The organism is Streptomonospora sediminis, from assembly GCF_054778995.1.
This window is the reverse complement of sequence record NZ_BAAGYZ010000098.1, coordinates 1-16,510: the sequence shown is the minus strand read 5'-3', so window position 1 is coordinate 16,510 and position 16,510 is coordinate 1. Positions and strand designations below refer to the sequence as shown.

Below are 16,510 nucleotides of genomic sequence, written 5' to 3'. Positions count from 1 at the left end.
CGGCGCGGGCGGCCGCCCCCACCCGGGCGCTTCGGTCCTCCCTTCCGAAGCGCCCGGGCCACTCACTCGCCCAGGCGCCGGATCAGGCCGATGGCGGCCTCAATGATCTCGTTGGCCTCCTCGCGGGAATCCGCGACGACGATCTCGCGGCTCGCCTCGCCGATGATCGCGGTGAGCACGCTGACGGACAACCGGTCGGCGGCCGACTCGCCGGCCTGCAGCAGCTCGGCGTTCTTGCGCACCCACTCGCGGCTGCGTCCGCGCCGCAGCACGTCGAAGCCTGGCGGGCCGTCGCCGCTGAGCAGCAGCAGACCCACGTGGCGGCGCTGCCACGAACCGGTCAGAAAGGCGCGGGCGCCCGCGATGAACAGTGCCAGCGGGTCGCTCTGCCCGCTGGCGCGGGCCGCGGCAACCGCGCCGGTGGCCTGTTCCTCGTCGGCGGCCTGCTGGTCCTCCCACAGCGCCAGGAACAGTTCGGACTTGCCGCCGAAGTGGTGGTAGAGGCTGCCGACACTGGAACCCGCCCGTTCGACCACATCGGCGACACCGGCCGCGGCAAAACCCTTCTCGGTGAACACTTCGCGGGCCGCCTCCAGCAGCACGCTGCGGGTGCGGGCGGTCCGGCTCCACTGCCAGGAACCGCCGCCGTCGGCGCGGGCGCCCGGCTTGCGTGCCATGCGTGGCCTTCCCGTCGGTGGGGAGCGGATGCGGGGAGCGGTAGCGGGGGTGTCCCGGGTGGGCAGCGCCTGCGTGCGGTACCGGCACCACGGTAGCGAACGCCGCGCCCGGCTCGGCGCGTGATCGGCGCGGTCCGCGCGCTGCGCCGCCGCGCGGCGACCGGGCCGCAGCTCAACCAGGTGATGGCAGGAAAGGTGGGTTTCTCGTCGTTGCAGCCACCGCTCGCTGCGGCGAGCATGGCCGCATGACCGGTTCGAGGCTGCTGATCCCGCTGTTCGAGCACGTGCAGAGCCTGGACGTGGCCGGACCGCTGGAGGTGTTCACCGGCGCGAACCACGTCCGCGCCGCTCGCGGCCAGCCGCGGCTCTACGACATTGCGACGGCCGCGCCCGGCGGCGCAGCGGTCGCCACCGACAGCGGGCTGCGCCTGACACCCGACACCGCCCTGGAGCCGGTGCCCGCCCCTGAGATGGTGCTGGTCCCCGGCGGCCTGGGCACCCGCAGCCCGCAGCCCGAGGTCGTCGAGTGGCTGGTGGCGCGCGCACCCCGTGTGCGCAGGATCATGTCGGTGTGCACGGGAGCGTTCCTGCTCGCCGAAGCAGGGCTGCTGGACGGGCGGCGGGCGACTACGCACTGGGCGCAATGCCGCGAGTTGGCCGAGCGGTTCCCCCGCATCGATGTTGCGGCCGACCCTGTCTACGTGCGCGACGGGAAGTTCGCCACGTCGGCGGGCGTGACCGCGGGCATCGACCTGGCGCTCGCGATGGTGGAGGAGGATGCCGGGCGCGAACTGGCACTGACCGTCGCCCGCTATCTGGTCGTTTTCCTGCGCCGGCCCGGCGACCAAGCCCAGTTCAGCACCCAGTTGGCCGCCCAGACCGCCGAGCGCGAGCCGCTGCGCGCCACCCAGCAGTGGATCGCCGAGCACCCCGGCGCCGACCTGTCGGTGGATGCACTGGCCGCCCGCGCCGGATTTTCCCCGCGCCATTTCGCCCGCGCGTTCACCGCCGAGGTGGGCATGCCGCCGGGCCGCTACGTCGACCGCATCCGGCTGGAGGCCGCGCGCCGCCGCCTGGAGGACACCGGTGCGGGCGTCGAGGAGACGGCGCGCTCCTGCGGTTTCCGCACGCCCGAGACCATGCGCCGCGCATTCATCCGCGCACTGGGCATGAGCCCGGCCGAGTACCGCAGCCGCTTCCGGCCCCGGGACCCGGCTCCTTTCGGACGTATGTGAAACCCGTGGCAGCCAACGTCCGCAATCCGTGCGTACCGACCCGGCCGGCTGAACCGAGACCCACCCATCCACCGACCCACCGCAACACCGGAACACCGGAACACCGAAAAAGGAGAACCAGTATGCAGATCGCGATCCTGCTCTTCGACGGTTTCACCGCGCTCGACGCGGTCGGCCCTTACGAGTCGCTCTGCCGCCTGCCCGACGCGCAGGTGTCCTTTGTCGCCGAACGCCCCGGACCCGTGCGCAACGACACCGGGTCGCTCACCCTGGTCGCAGACGCGGCGCCGGCCGATGTGCCCGCGCCCGACATGCTGCTGGTGCCCGGTGGGCCGGGCCAGGGCGAGAACATGGACAACCGGCCGATGCTGGAGTGGATCCGCGCCGCCGACGCGGCGACCACCTGGACGACGTCGGTGTGCACGGGCTCGCTGCTGCTGGCTGCGGCCGGCCTGCTCGACGGCCGCCGCGCGACCTCGCACTGGGCGGCGCTGGACCAACTGCCGGCCTACGGCGCCGAGCCGACCGGGCAGCGGGTCGTGTTCGACGGCAAGTACGTGACCGCGGCCGGGGTCTCGGCGGGCATCGACATGGCCCTCACCCTGCTCGGGCGCATCGCCGGCGACGAGTTCGCCCGGACGATCCAGCTCGTGACGGAGTACGACCCCCAGCCGCCCTACGACACGGGTTCGCCCGAGAAGGCGCCGCAGCAGGCGGTCGACGCGGTGCGTGCGCGGCTCGCCGGCGTAACCACCGCGCAGGCATAACCGAATCGGACGGCCCACCGCGCCGTTTCGGTTCCCCACCTGGCCGGTCACGGCCGATCTTGGGCGCACTGCCAGTGCGGAAACCCCCGGTGCCCCCGGTGACCTGGTGTTCCGTCCCTTTTTTGCGGTGACAGGCCGGGATTGCCCGGTCATGGTGGTGTGCGCAAGACTCGGCGGGCCTTGCACACTCAGCACCGAAGATCGGGGGTCCCATGATCGGGGGAATCGGCAGAACGGCGCGGTGGCGACTGCGCGCGGCGGGAGTCGCCGGTATGGCGGTGGCCGCCGCACTGACGCTGGCGGCGCCCACCGCGGCAACGGCCGAGCAGGCCGGAACCGGGCCGCAGGCGGCACCGGCAGCGGGCGCCGGCGGCGCCAACAGCCCCGGCGGCTCCAACTACAACTTCTACAAGCTGGACGGCTGCAACCGCGAACCGTACGGCGTGCTCAAGAACTTCCACACCAAGCGCGACCTCATCACCGACCAGCTCACCGAGATGCACGCCAACGGCCAGCGCCGCCTCATCATCGGCGTCTTCCACCACAACGGGCCCGAGACCGGCACGGTGATGAACTCCGCCGGCGGCGACATCAAGCCGCAGTACAAGGAGAACCTCGCCGACCTGCTGGCCGCCGCCAAGGGCATCGGTTTCGCCGAGGTCGAGGTCGCCATGCACGTGCTCGGCGACAACAGCCCCAACAACTGGGACACCTGGAACGAGGACCTGTACCGCGAGAACTGGCAGCTCATCCAGCAGATCCGGCCTATCGTGCGGGAATCGGGGATCCACTACCGGCTCAACCTGGGCAACGAGCTGACCCCCGCCCCCAACCAGCCGCAGACCCTCGCCTACACCCAGCGGCTGTGGGACGACTACACCGCGGCCTACGGCAAGGCCGACACCGTCGGGTTCTCCATCATCGGCAGCCGCCCCGAGCGGATCGCCGCCATCCCCGAGATGTACCGCGGCAACCCGCCATACCTCTTCGACTTCCACTTCTACGGCGACGACAGCGCCGACGAGTACCAGCAGTTCACCGCGGCGCACCGGCAGATGGCCGACATGGGCTACGAACAGGGCTGGGTGGTGGGCGAGACCTACTACAACGACGCTGCGGGCGCCGACCGCATCAACCGCGCGATCGCCGACACCGGCCGGGAGGTCTACTGGTTGACCCAGTGGCCGCTGACCCGCGACCGCGGCTGCGACCACGTCGACGTCGCATCGCCCGCGGCTTTCGACGCCTACACGGGGGCCGGTTTCTAGCGGCCTGTTTGTTTGGCCACCCGGCGCATCGAAGTGATCATGCAGGAATGCCGAAGCCTGGCTCCCAGGCGGGCATTTCTGCATGATCACCGCCGACCGCAGCCCCCGAACGCGACACAACGGACACGCGGCGACCCGTCCGAGGGTCCGCGGGTGGCCCGGAGCGCAAAACCAGCCGAACAATCGGTCCGCACCGGCCCACGAGGTTGCGCGCCTTCCCGGGCTGCGGTAGGAAACCGGTGTTGTGCCGTACATGTCCTGAATTCCGGTCCCGCGCGGGCCGCCCGGGGCGCGGTGACCGCGGCGCAGCACCGGTGACACGGCAACGGACGGTGGCGGCATGGCACGCGGGCAGGGCGAACAGAACGCAGCCGGACACGACGGCGCAGCGGCGCTGCCCGACTGGGCCCGGGAGATCGTTCTCCTCGGCTGCCACGGCGGGGCGGGAACCACCACCCTGCGCATCCTGCTGAAGACCCCCTGGGAACTCGGCGCCTACTCCGTCGAGAACAGCGACATTGCCACGTTCGGCCGTCCGCTGACCCTGGTGACCAGGGACAACGCCGCGGCCGCGATCCGCGCCGCCGATGTGGTGGCCCACGTCGCGGCGGCCGGTGCCGAGATCGCGGCGCTGGTAGTGGTCGCCGACGGCTCCGGCCCCGAGCCGCGCGCGGCCACCGCCGCCCTGCGTACCGCCGAGCCGAATGTCGGCAGCCTCATCCGCTTCCCCCACGTGGCCGGGCTGCGCCAAGTGGACATCGCCGAAGTCGAACAGGTGCGGCTGCCGAAGAAGGCGCAGCAGGCGCTGGTCGAGATCCGCCGGGCCTGCGACCGCGCCGCCTTCACCGCCCTGGCCTGAGCCCGCACGCACCCGCGGCGGCGCAGCCCGCCGGACCGGCCGGGACCGGTGGGACCGGTGGGCGGCCCGGTCCCGCCTACTCCGGCTGGTCCTGCGAACCGCGGTCCGTGCAGACCTGCTTCGACGCCGCCGAGACATCGGTCGACTGCACCGCCACCACGCGGAAGCAGTACTCGGCCTCCGAGTTGAGCCCGGTGATCTCGATGCCGGTCTCGCCGAGCGGCACACTGGCCATGCTGGTGACCTCCTCGGCCCCTACCGGGCCGCCGACGACGTGGTGGGTGGCGGTTCCACCGGAGTTGTCGGTCCAGGACAGCTCGACGCTGATCGTGCCGTCGCGCACGATCCGCACCGATGTCGGTGCCATCTCGGCCGCGTCGGGTGCCTGCGTGGCCTCCGCGCCGGGGTCTTCGGCCACGTCCCGCGCCGCGTCCTCAGCGGCATCGGCGGCTCCGGTGTCCTCCGGCGCCGGCTTGCCGTCGCCGGTGGGCCCGGACGGTGCCGCGGACGAGTCGGCGCCGGCCAGCGGCTGCTGCGACTGCGGCAGTACCGACGGCAGCAGCGACGACGCCCACCACGCCGCGCCCGAGACCGCCACCATCAGCGCCGCCACGGCCAGCGCGTACAGCGCGGTGCGCCGCACCCGCCGCCGCGGGCGGACATCGGGCGGTGGCGGAGAGCCCGGCGCGGGTACCGGCACCGGGGGCGGGAGCGGCGGCGGTGCGGGGGCCACCGGCTCGGCGGGATCGGCACCCGCATGCGGCGCGTACCCGCCCCCGGTCCCCGCTCCGCCGCCCGAGCCCGGATAACCGCCGGAAGGGGACCGCAGCACATAGGGCGGCTCGGGAACGGCGTCGAATCCGGTGTCCGAGGCGGTGGGGTCCGGGGCGGCGGCCGCGGAGCCGGAGTTCTGGGGCGCGCTCAGGCCGTAGGGCGGCGCGGGAGACTCGGCAGCGGGCGGCTCGGGAAGGGGCGGGAGCTGCTGCGGGTCGGCAGTGGACTCCCCGGCCGTTTCCGCCCCCGGCTCCGGCACGGGATCGCCCAGGGCAGCGGCGAAACCGGCGGCAACGGTGCCGTCGGTGCCTGGGCCCGTGCCCGTGCCCGTGCCCGCTGTGGCCGGGCCCGCCGCGGGCGCTGCGGAGCCGGAGGCGGACGTGCCGTCCGCCCCCGCTGCCGGAGCGGCCTCCGCAGGCAGCGCCGGCAGCGGTGCCGCAGCTGGAGGTGCTGCGGCGGGCGGCTGCGGCTCGTTTTTGGGGCGGGGGCCGGGACGCAGCGGTTCGCGGCGCGGTGGTTCGGACGGTGCAGCGGAGCCGGTGTTTCCGGGGGCGCCGGACTCCGGGCCCTGCGCCGGTACCTGCGCCTGCTCGGTGCGCAGCATCCGGGCGAGGTCGGCCGCGCTGTCGACCCGCTCTGCGGGATCGGTGGCCAGCGCGCGCACCAGCACCTGCTGGAGCCACTCCGGCACATCGGCGCGCGGCACCTGCGGCGGCGGGGAGCCCAGTATGCGCGCCCGGTAAGCGGCGGCGGACACCGCATCGTCCGGGCCGTCGGAGAACGGCGGGTGCCCGGCCAGCAGGGTCCAGACGGTGGACGCCAGCCGGTAGACGTCCGAGGCCTGCCCCGGCCACCCGCCGCTCAGCTCCTCCGGCGGCGCGTGCTCCGGACCGGCCTCGCCGTAGTGCACCGGCGGGAACGGGTGGTCCTGCGGCAGTGCCGAGCCGAAGTCGATGAGCGCGGGCCCGAACCGGGCGCGCAGGATGTTCTCGGGCGCCACCGCATGGTGCAGCAGGCCGCGGGAGTGCACCGCGGTCAGGGCTTCGGCGCCGGCGGTGCCCACAGCGACCGCCTCGTCCACCGAGAGCGGGCCCTGCGCCATGACGATGCTCCGGTAGTCGCCCTCGGGGCAGTCCTCCATGACCGCATAGGGCCGACCGGTGTCGGTGATGCCGTGCTGCAGCAGCGAGTGGATGCCGCGGCCCGCCGAATGCATCCGCCACAGCTCGATCTCGTCGCGCTGCTCGAACGGGCCCTGCGTACGCGCCAGCTTGACCACCACGGGGATCTCGCTGGGATCGCGCCGGGCGCGGTACAGCACCGAGTCGGCCCCGCAGTACAGCGGCTCGGGCGCGTGTACGCCCGGGACGATCCACGTGTCCGATCGCACACGATCACCGCGCTCATTCATGGTGCACCTCCAGGCCGTGCCGGATGCCGGATTCCACTGCCCCCGCCTGCCCTGCCTGTCCCGCTTGCCCCGGCCGCCCGCCCGCCGTCCCGGCCTGCCCGCTGCGCCACCCGGTGCCCGCGCCGCGCGTTCATCGGCGCCTCCAGAACAGCGGCCGGGGATCGAGCCACCACAGCAGGCGGCGGCTCCACGCGCTCCGTCGGCGCAGCGCAGCGGTGTAGGAGCGGACCTCGGCTGCGGCGGTGTCCGCATCCGGGGCGGCGCCGGCCCGCTCGGTGCGCTCCTGCGGCGGCACGAACGCCATCGCGTTCAACGCGCGCCCAAGTGTCCAGTCGCGCCGGCCGCCCCCGGGCGGCGGCAGCAGCTCGTCCGAGCGGACCAGCACCTCGGTGACCGTCTCGGACGGGCGCGGCGCGGCCCCCGCCAGGCGCAGGCCGTCGCGCAGCTCCCACCACGCGCCCGCGAGCCTGCGCCGCGGATCGCGGGCCCGCAGCCGGACCCCGCGCCGGGCGCCGCGCAGCAGCCCGGTCAGCAGCGCACCGAGTACCAGGGCCGCCACCACGCCGGCGCTGGTGCGTCCGGCCAGCCCCCACGCATAGGCGACATCGAGCGGCGCGCCGGACATCCGGAAGAAGCCCGACTCCTCCGCGGCGGCCCCGGCGCCCGCCTGGGCGCCGCCGCCGTTCTTGCCGCCGCCGGTCTCGGAGCCCTCGGCACCGTTGCGTTTGGGGTCGCCGGGGATGACGTCGAAGGGCGCCCAACCGACCCCCTTGAGGTAGACCTCGCCCCAGGCCACGGCATCGCCGGAACGGATCAGCCGGCCCTTGCCGCCGTTTTCCGGGGTGCCCCGGCCGAATCCGACGACCACCCGGCTGGGCAGCCCCGAGGCGCGCGCCAGCAGCGCGAACGCGCTCGCGAACTGCCCGGCGGTGCCCCCGCCGCCCTTCTCGTGCGGCGGCACCAGCAGTTCGGCGAGGTTGGCGTAGCCGTGCCCGCCCGCGGCGTCGGGGTCGAAGCCGTAGTTGCTCCGCAGGTGGCCCGCCAGCCAGTTCGCGCGCTGGTAGGGCGTGCCGTCGCTGAAGGCGTCGGCGATCTCGTTGATCTCCGGCGGTGCGCCCTTCGGCAGTACCAGATAGTCCGCGAACTCCTGCTTGTCGGGCAGCCCGGCGTCCTTGAGATCGGCCTTTTTGTACTCGGGCGAGTGGCCCAACGCCGTGTAGTGCAGGTCCTCGACCCCGCCACTGCGGGTGCGCACCGTGGCCGAGGCCGGCTCGAACGCCACCGGCACGCCTTCGACCCGGTGCGGCACGCCCGCGATCGGCAGCCAGTGCCCGGGCAGGCCCGCAACGTCGACGGTGACGCGGCGCGGTTGGCCCGGCGGGACCTCGTGTTCCAGCTCCGGCAGCACCTCCGATGCGGCGCGGTAGCGGCCCGCGGGCAGCCAGGTGACGCCGTCGAAGCGCGAAAGGGTGGCCCACCGCAGTTCGGTCGGCACGTTGGATTCGACGTGCAGCAACTCCTGCCCGGGCTCCGCCGACCAGGCGGCCAGGTAGCTCAGCGGGCTCAGCGCCGGGTTGTCGTCCTCGGGCGGGGTGACCGCGGCGCGGGGGTCGGCGGGGTGGATGGGTGTGCCGTAGAGCGCGAGCGGCCCGACATAAGCGGTCAGCGCGGCGACCAGCGCCAGCACCCCTCCCAGGCTCAGCGCCCGCGGCAGCGCCCGGGCGAAGGCGCCGGCCCTGCTGGGCGGGGCGATCGGCACCACCGCGCCGGCCGCCTGCCCGCCGCCGTCGCCGTCGGACTCGGACCGGGTCTGCTGCCCGGCGGCGACCGCCAGCAGTACGACCGCGGCCACCGCGAACAGCGCCGCCGGGTAGTAGGCCGGTGAGATATCGGGCCCGTTGAGCACCGCCGCGCCCGCCAGGGCCAGCAGCGGGCACAGCAGAGCTGCCAGCGGGTAGCCGCCGCGCACCGCCAGGACCGCGGCCGCCGCCGCCAGCCACACCCCCAGTGCCGGCAGCGCCAGCGTGTCGGCGGTGACCGCGGTCGGCAACGAGGTGGTCAGGATGCGGGCGCCGGAGTGGACGACGGCGTCGGCGGTGCCCCGCAGCAGTCCGCTGTGCGGCCCGGGCACGGTGGCGACCAGTACCGCCACCCCGCCGGCGGCGACCGGCAGCCCCGCCAGCAGCGCGGCGGTTGCGCTGAAGCGCCGCCGCAGCAGCGCGGTGACCAGCACGGCAACCACCGACCAGCCGCTGAGCAGGGCGGCGACCGCGGTGGGCGCGGTGTAGGCCGGAGCGACGGCGAGTCCCGGCGCCGCGCCGGCCGCCGCCAGCGCCAGCAGGGCGGTGGCGGTGCGCGCGGCGCCGGCCCGGCTCACGCGGACCACCGCTGCCCGTTCCAGCGCGCCGCCAGGTCGCGGGAGTCGGCGGCGTTGACCACGGTGACACCGGGGACCGCCCCGACCGGTTGGCCGTACTGGCGAAGCACGATCAGCACCAGCCGCGGGTAGAGGTCGCGCAGCCGGGCGAACAGCCGCGCCTCGGCGCTGGTGACCGAGGCGCTGATCAGTACGACCGTGTCGCCGAAGGGCCGGTTGCGCAGCCGCCACAGCTCCTCGGCGAGTCCGGCCTCGGTGCTGATGGCGGCCTCGGCCAGCAGGTCCAGCAGCGGCGCCAGCCGCCCGGTGCTCTCCAGCGACCTGCCGCTGACCAGCCGGAGTTCGCACGCCCAGCGCCCGCTCACCGACGCCGCGGCAACGGCCGCCGCCGCGCCGGCGACCTCGTCCAGCGCCGCCAGTTCGTCGCCCGCCGCGCCGGCGCGGTCGTCGGCCACCACAGTGAGCCGGGTGTGGGAGGTGTCGAGGTGCTCGCGCACCATGAGCTTGCCCTGGCGCGCCGTGCTGCGCCAGTGGATGTGCCGCACGTCGTCGCCCGGGACGTAGTCGCGCAGGGTGTGGAAGCTGACGCTGCCCGCGCGACCGCCGTCGAACACGCCCTGCGGGTCGTCGGTGCGGCCGACCGGCATGCTGACCAGCGGCTCCCAGTGGGGGTGCACCCACACCCGCGCTGTGCCGCCCGAGCTGCGCCGGGTCGCCACCAGCCCGAGCGGGTCGCGCCGCCGCGACTCCAGCGGCCCCAGGTCGAGCACGCCGCGCCGTTCGGCCCGCAGCCGGTATCCGACAGGGCTGGAATCGCCGGGGCGGGCAGCCGGAAGTTCCACCGACCGGGTGCCGTCGGGGCCGCTCACCCGGTCGGCGAGCAGATGCGCTCCCCGGCCGCGGCCGTCCTCGGTGGTGCCCAGGGCGACGTCGATCTCGTCGCCGGGTGCGACGCGCGGGGTGGCCACCGAACGCCACACGCGCATCGGGCGCAGGCGGCCCACCAGGACCACGGACACCACCAGCACGGCAACGGGTGCCGCGCCCAGCACGATCAGTTCGCGGTAGCCGAACACGGCACCGCCGGCGAGCAGGGCCGCGCCGCCCGCCAGCACCAGCCAGCCGCGGGTGGTGGGCAGCACCGCCCCGCCGGCGGCCTCGCGGTCGTCGGGCGCGGCGGTGCGGGTGGCGGCGGCGCGGGCGGTGCCGGTGGCTCCGCCGCCGGACACCTCACTCACCGCCGAACTGCACCGGCTGGGGTGTGGGTGCGCGGTCGACGATGTCGGCCAGGACGTCGGCCGTGCTGCGTCCGCTGACGGCCGACCCCGCGGCCAGCACCAACCGGTGCGCCCAAACCGGCACGGCCAGCGCCTTGACGTCCTCGGGGGTGGCGAAGTGGCGGCCCTCGGTGAGGACGAACATGCGCAGCGCCCGCATCAGCGCGGCGGTGGCGCGGGGCGAGACACCGACGTGGATCTCGTCGTGGTCGCGGGTGCTGTTGGCGAGCTCCAGCGCGTAGCGGTAGATGGCCTCGTGGATGTGCACCCGCTTGGCGGCGGCCGTGGTCTCGGCCAGCTCGGCGGCGCCGACGACCGTCTTCAGCTCGTCGGTGTCCTTGAGTCGGTCGCCGCGCATGATCGAGAGTTCGGAGTCGGTATCGGGATAGCCCAGCGAAAGCCGGATCAGGAACCGGTCGAGCTGGGCTTCGGGCAGCCGGTAGGTGCCGTCCATCTCGACCGGGTTCTGGGTGGCCACGACCAGGAACGGGCGCGGCACCGGGTAGCGCGTACCGTCGACGGTGACCTGGCGTTCCTCCATGACCTCCAGCAGCGCCGACTGCGCTTTGGGGGAGGCGCGGTTGATCTCGTCGGCGATGACGACGTTGCCGAAGACCGGGCCGGGGTGGAACTGGAATTCGCGGGTGTCCTGGTTGAACACGGGGACCCCGGTGACGTCGGAAGGCAGCAGGTCCGGCGTGAACTGGATCCGGTGCCATTCGCCGTCGGTGGCGGCGGCGATGGCGCGGGCCAACGTGGTCTTGCCGACCCCGGGCACGTCCTCAAGGAGCACGTGGCCCTCGCTGAGCATGGCCACCAGCGCCAGGCGGACCATCTCGGCCTTGCCCAGGACGGCGGATTCGACCTCGGCGGCCAGCCGCCCGAACCGGGCCGCGTGGTCGGCGGCCTCGGCGCCGGTCAGCGGAGCGGGTGCGGAGGCGGGTGAGGCAGGGGCGCGGTCCGCGGCGGTCTCGCCGGGATCGGTCTGCGGAACCGGAGTCGTCACTGTCTCTTCTCTACTTGTGCGGTCGGGTGCGCGCCGTGCCCGGTGCGCCGGGCACGGCCGGCACAGGGACGGGCACGGCCGGGCGCGCAACGCCCGGACCACGGCGCCCGGCGGGGCTACCGGGTGCCGTGGTCGGGAGCCGGCGCCTGGGACTCCTTAGGCGGCAGGGGTCTCGGGGGGCTGCTCGGTGCCGGGGTTGGGTTCGGGGGTCTCGGGTTGCTCGATCGGGGGCTCCTGCCCCGGATCGGGCTGAGTGCCGGGGTCGGGCTGGGGGCCGGGAGGGGGAGGCTGGGTGCCCTCATTCGGCGGCGGTTCGGTGCCCTCTTCAGGCGGTTGGCCTTGGTCGGGCGGAGTGCCACCGGGATCCGGAGTGCCATCGCCCTCGCCATCGCCGGGCGGAGTCTCGGGCTCGGTCTCGGGTCCGTCATCCTGCCCTGGATCGCCTTCACCCTGTCCCGGGTCGCCCTCGCCGTCGTCCGGGCCGCCGTTCTCGCCGTCGTCCGGGTTGCCCTGGTCCTGATCCTGGTCGCCGTCGTTCTCGGACTCGTCGTCCTCGTCCTCGTCGGGGGGATCGGGCAGACCGCCGGGCAGGCCGGGCGCGTCGTTTTCCTGGTCGTCGTCCTCGTCGTCCTGGTTTCCGTCCCCGTTGTTCCCCGGAGTATCGGGCCAGTCGATGATGCCGCCGTCTTCGTCGCCGCCGGGCCAGCCGTTGCCGCCGTCGTCGTCCTTGCCGTCGCCGCCACCGGGCCCGTCGTCATCGCCGCCCCATCCGTTGCCGGGGCCCTCGGGTGTTTCCGGTAGCTCGGGCAGCTCCGGTTGTCCGTCGGGCAGCGGCGGGGGCTCGTAGCCGTCCTCGTGGTCCTCGGGGCGCCCCTGGTCGTCGTGCGGGTTGTCGTCGCCGTTCAGCGGGTGCCGCCGGTCGTCCTTGCCGTTCTTGCCGTCCTTGTTCGGGCCCGGCGGGGGCTTGGGCAGGTCCTCGGGCGTACTGGCATCGGGCAGGTCGGTCTGGTCGGGGACGTAGTCGCTCTGGTCGGGGCCGTCGACGTAGGGCTCGCCGCTGTTGTCGCGCTGATCGGAACCGCCCTCGCCGCCCTGGCCGTCGCCCGAGCCGTCGCCCTCGGGGTCGGTGTCGTACTTGCTCACCTTGCGCACGAGGCCGTCGGGGTCGATGACCAGCGCGGATTCGGATTCGGGCGCGTTGATGAACAGGTGGTTCTCGCGGACCTCAAGCTCCAGCGGGCTCTTGCCGGCGTCGGGGACCTGGATGGTGCTGCTCTGGGTGCCGTCGCGGGAGAACTTGCGGACCAGGCCCTCGCCGGAATACGGCACGTAGACCTGGCCGGAGTACGCCAGCGCGGGATCAGGGCGCTCGCCGTGCACGGTGAACGCCTGCGGCTGCGGATCGCCGGTGAGGTCGCGCACGGCGACGATGGACGAGGAGTCGGCGACGGTGACCGTGGCCAGGTCGCCCGCTGTGCGGTCGGGGACCTCGGCGCCCTTGAGGCTGACCGGCGAGTCGACCGTGGTGGCCGAACCGCCCGAGACCACGCTCAGTTCGCCGGAGTCGCGGTTGACGGCCAGCGCACCGGAATCGAGGACGGTGAGCGCGATATCGTCGCCGGGGTCGCTGACGGGAACACTGTCGACGACCTGGGGTTGGTCGCCGCTGGGGTCGATGCCCACGACGGTGCCCTGCGACGGGGCGGCCACCCACAGCACGCCGTCGGAGTCGAACTGCCCGCCGACCAGCGGCCCGGCCAGCTGCAGGGGTTCGCCCACGGGCTGGAGGGTCTCGGGGTCGACGCGGCGGATCTCGCCGGTTTCCTTGGCGACGATGACCGCGGCATCGCGGCCGAGAATGAAGTGGTTGTCGGTGGACGCGCCGATCTCGGTCTCGCCGGAGAAATCCATGCGCGAGAGGTTTACCGAGGTCAGCGAACCGGTGTTGAGATCGTGCAGCACCAGGTGGCGATTGTTCTGGGCCAGGCGCACCGGGTGGTTGGCGGAGCCTTTCACGGCCTGGACGAGGTCGACCTGGCCGTTGTTGGCGTTCACGCGGATGACCTCGCCGGTGACGCGGCTCCACAGCCAGGAAGAGCCATCGGAGAGTTGGTCGAGATGGCTAAAAGCACCCACCCCGAACACGGCGCTGCCAACGAGCCCCGTGGCCAGAACGGTGACGGCTCCGGCGGTGGCGTGCCTACCGAAACGGCCGCGTTCCGAATTCTTCTTGTGGCGCAAGGTTACCGGTCTCCTGTCATTCCTCTGGGGGTGAAGAACGCCGGGTCTGTGCCCTGCGGTGGCGCAACTGCTGAGGAGAGGCAGCCGATCCGGGGAGGGGCACCGGTCGGCGGGGTTCGCAATCAGCAGAAAGCGCCTGGTCAAAGCCGATTGCCGACTCGCTGCGGCGCGGGGGGTGACCGTCTTGGCCGGGGAATTGCGAATTAACGGAGACGCCGCGACGGCAACTTTACCCGGATCGCTGCTGGGAAAAAAGGTGATCGAGCGTCGTGTGGATTACCGTCCGACTGCGGTGGACCACTGTTGCCGATGGGGATTCGCGCGGTGTTCGCCGTCCGGGTGCCGACCGGACTCCTGCGCGCAACGCGACCGCGCCACGCCGGTGCGCACGTGCGGTCCGGGTACCCGCGGCCTGCTGCGCCGGTCCGGCCTGGTGGAGGCGCCGCCGGATGCGGCCGGCACCGCTTTCTTCCCTGCTCGCGCCTCTCCGCGGCGCGCCCGCGACCTGTCCCGCGGTCTGCGCGAACGGTCCGCGGTGTAGCCGCCCATGGTTCCGGTCGGCGCCCAGCACCCCGTTGACCCGGCCCCTGGCAAACGAGTTCAGGACTGTCCGGAACCGATGGCCACTTGTGGCCAAAAGTTCCTTACCCTGCAGCTCCGCGTTGTCCGGGGCGCGCCTCGGGCGGTCCGGGCCGCCGCTTCCTCGTCCCGAGCGCCGTACCTGGGGCAGGATGCGACCATGAAGATCAACTGGGTATTCGCACACCCCGAACGGCGTTCCCTCAACGGCGCACTGCTGGACGAGGGGTTAGCGCACGTTCAGGCGCTCGGGCACGAACACCGCGTCTCCGACCTGTACCGGATGGACTTCAAACCCGTTGTGGACGCGACCGACTTCCGCGGCGTCGGGGGTGCCGGCTGCGACCGCATGTTCGTCGGCGACGAGCAGGAGCGGGCGTACCAGGAGCAGCGGCTCAGCGCCGACGTGCGCGCCGAGCAGAAGAACGTCGAATGGGCCGACGCGCTCGTCTTCCACTTCCCGCTGTGGTGGTTCGGCCCGCCCGCCATCCTCAAGGGCTGGTTCGACCGCGTGCTCGTGCAGGGCTTCGCCTTCGGCCTCAAGGACTCCCGCGGCACCACCCGGCGCTACGGCGACGGCGGGCTGGTCGGCAAGCGGGTGCTCATCATCACCTCGGTGGGTGCGCGCGAATCCGGGTTCGGGCCGCGGGGCGTGCACGGCCAAGTCGAGGAAGTGCTCTTCCCGCTGCTGCACGGCACCTTCTGGTACACCGGCGCGGCCGCGCTGCCGCCGTTCGTGGTCTACGGCGCCGACCGCGCCGGAAGCGGCGACTTCGCCGGCCACGCCGCGGAACTGCGCAAGCGGCTGTCGGAGTTGGAGACCGCGGAGCCGATCGCCTACCGCCATGAGAACAGCACCGACTACGGCGGCGACCTGGTGCTGGACCCGGCCCTGGCCCCCGGCCGCACGGGCCTGGCGGTCCACCGGGCCGAGCCCGACGAGCACGGCCGCCTGCCGGTCGCCGAAGCCAAGGACGGCACCGGCCCGCGCCTGCCCGGCCGCCCCGCTTGAATTCCCGCGGGGCGGCGCGGGCCCTCACACGGGCGGCGGTGCTTCCCGGTGCCTGCGCCTGCTCAGGTAGTTCTGCGCGAGCACGACCGCGACCAGGAACGCCCCGCTGACCACCTGCTGGTAGGCCGAACTGAGGCCGCCGATCGCGTTGATGATGTTCTGGATCACGTTCAGCAGCAGCACACCCACCAGCGAACCCGAGACGAAGCCGTAGCCGCCGGCCAGCAGGGTGCCGCCGATCACGACCGCCGAGATCGCGTCCAGCTCGATGCCGATACCGAAAATGGTCACGCCCGACCCAAGCCACACCGCGTTCAGCGCGCCGGCCAGCCCGGCCAGCAGGCCCGACAGCGTGTAGGCGGCGATCTTGGTGCGCGCCACCGGCACACCCATCAGCGCCGCGGCGTCCTCGTTGCCGCCGACGGCGTAGACGCGCTGGCCCCAGCCGGTGCGGCGCAGCAGCACACCGCCCACCGCGAAGAGCACGACCACCAGGAACACCGGGTAGCCGATCCCGGCGATGCGGTCCTGCACGAGCGGTGTGATGGCGAGGCCGTCGGGCACCACGTAGGTCTCGGTGCCTTCGTCGGAGACCGCCAGCATCAGCCCCCACGCGCCCAGCATCGTGGCCAGGGTGACGATGAACGGCGCCAGCCGCGCGCGGGCGATCAGCACCCCGTTGAGCATGCCGATCAGCCCGCACACCGCCAGCGGCAGCGCGAGCGCCGCCAGGCTGCCGAACTGCGAAGCCCACGCCGCCAGCACCCCGGCCAGCGCGAACACCGTGCCCACCGACAGGTCGATCCCGCCGGTGATGATCACGAACGTCATCCCCAGCGCGATGATCGCGGGAAACGCCGCACCGACCGCGATGTGGTTGAGGTTGCCCAGACTCAGGAAGCCGTCGAGCGTCAGCGCGGCGATAGCGAGCACCGCCGCCAGGACCACCAGCGCGCCGTGCCGCTGCACGAACGCCGCAGCGGTCCGCCCGCCGCCCGGGCCGGGCGGGCCGCCCGCGCCGGCGCGG

The 16,510-nt window shown here is 73.5% G+C and carries 12 protein-coding genes; 5 read left to right on the top strand and 7 right to left on the bottom strand.

Annotation, left to right across the window (positions count from 1 at the left end):
• Positions 1-62 precede the first annotated feature (62 nt).
• Positions 63-677 (bottom strand): TetR/AcrR family transcriptional regulator, encoded by a 615-nt coding sequence (locus ACYVD5_RS18590; RefSeq protein WP_461002343.1) that lies wholly within the window; start codon positions 675-677, stop codon positions 63-65.
• A 245-nt stretch (positions 678-922) separates the two neighbouring features.
• On the opposite strand from ACYVD5_RS18590, the gene ACYVD5_RS18585 reads away from it, so the two are divergent.
• The 4 genes from ACYVD5_RS18585 to ACYVD5_RS18570 all read left to right on the top strand — a co-directional run bounded on the left by ACYVD5_RS18585 (position 923) and on the right by ACYVD5_RS18570 (position 4,806).
• On the top strand, positions 923-1,912 hold the full coding sequence (locus ACYVD5_RS18585) for a GlxA family transcriptional regulator (protein ID WP_461002342.1): 990 nt from the start codon (positions 923-925) through the stop codon (positions 1,910-1,912).
• A gap of 122 nt (positions 1,913-2,034) precedes the next feature.
• Positions 2,035-2,679: a DJ-1/PfpI family protein gene (locus ACYVD5_RS18580; protein WP_461002341.1), complete on the top strand. Its 645-nt coding sequence runs from the start codon at positions 2,035-2,037 to the stop codon at positions 2,677-2,679.
• Between the two features lie 212 nt (positions 2,680-2,891).
• Positions 2,892-3,947 carry a hypothetical protein gene (locus ACYVD5_RS18575; RefSeq protein ID WP_461002340.1) on the top strand — a complete coding sequence of 352 codons (1,056 nt, stop codon included), beginning with the start codon at positions 2,892-2,894 and terminating at the stop codon, positions 3,945-3,947.
• A gap of 340 nt (positions 3,948-4,287) precedes the next feature.
• Positions 4,288-4,806 carry a hypothetical protein gene (locus ACYVD5_RS18570; RefSeq protein WP_461002339.1) on the top strand — a complete coding sequence of 173 codons (519 nt, stop codon included), beginning with the start codon at positions 4,288-4,290 and terminating at the stop codon, positions 4,804-4,806.
• A 76-nt stretch (positions 4,807-4,882) separates the two neighbouring features.
• Here the strand turns inward: ACYVD5_RS18570 and ACYVD5_RS18565 are convergent, their stop codons facing one another.
• From ACYVD5_RS18565 to ACYVD5_RS18545, 5 genes are all read right to left on the bottom strand, one after another.
• Positions 4,883-6,970: a protein kinase domain-containing protein gene (locus tag ACYVD5_RS18565; protein ID WP_461002338.1), complete on the bottom strand. Its 2,088-nt coding sequence runs from the start codon at positions 6,968-6,970 to the stop codon at positions 4,883-4,885.
• A gap of 151 nt (positions 6,971-7,121) precedes the next feature.
• A complete protein-coding gene (locus ACYVD5_RS18560) occupies positions 7,122-9,368 on the bottom strand; it encodes a DUF3488 and transglutaminase-like domain-containing protein (protein WP_461002337.1) in 2,247 nt (748 codons plus the stop codon).
• Positions 9,365-10,606, bottom strand: coding sequence for a DUF58 domain-containing protein (locus ACYVD5_RS18555; RefSeq protein ID WP_461002336.1), 1,242 nt, complete (start codon positions 10,604-10,606; stop codon positions 9,365-9,367). Before ACYVD5_RS18555 ends, ACYVD5_RS18560 begins: the two co-directional genes overlap by 4 nt.
• On the bottom strand, positions 10,599-11,567 hold the full coding sequence (locus ACYVD5_RS18550) for an AAA family ATPase (RefSeq protein WP_461002426.1): 969 nt from the start codon (positions 11,565-11,567) through the stop codon (positions 10,599-10,601). The genes ACYVD5_RS18555 and ACYVD5_RS18550 overlap by 8 nt, the downstream gene beginning before the upstream one ends.
• A 240-nt stretch (positions 11,568-11,807) precedes the next feature.
• Complete coding sequence (locus ACYVD5_RS18545; RefSeq protein WP_461002335.1) at positions 11,808-13,892, bottom strand: NHL repeat-containing protein; 2,085 nt, start codon at positions 13,890-13,892, stop codon at positions 11,808-11,810.
• A gap of 739 nt (positions 13,893-14,631) precedes the next feature.
• Here ACYVD5_RS18545 and ACYVD5_RS18540 point away from each other — a divergent pair.
• Positions 14,632-15,483, top strand: a complete 852-nt coding sequence (locus tag ACYVD5_RS18540; protein WP_461002334.1) for an NAD(P)H-dependent oxidoreductase — start codon at positions 14,632-14,634, stop codon at positions 15,481-15,483.
• Between the two features lie 24 nt (positions 15,484-15,507).
• Here the strand turns inward: ACYVD5_RS18540 and ACYVD5_RS18535 are convergent, their stop codons facing one another.
• On the bottom strand, positions 15,508-16,416 hold the full coding sequence (locus ACYVD5_RS18535; protein WP_461002425.1) for an ABC transporter permease: 909 nt from the start codon (positions 16,414-16,416) through the stop codon (positions 15,508-15,510).
• Positions 16,417-16,510 lie beyond the last annotated feature (94 nt).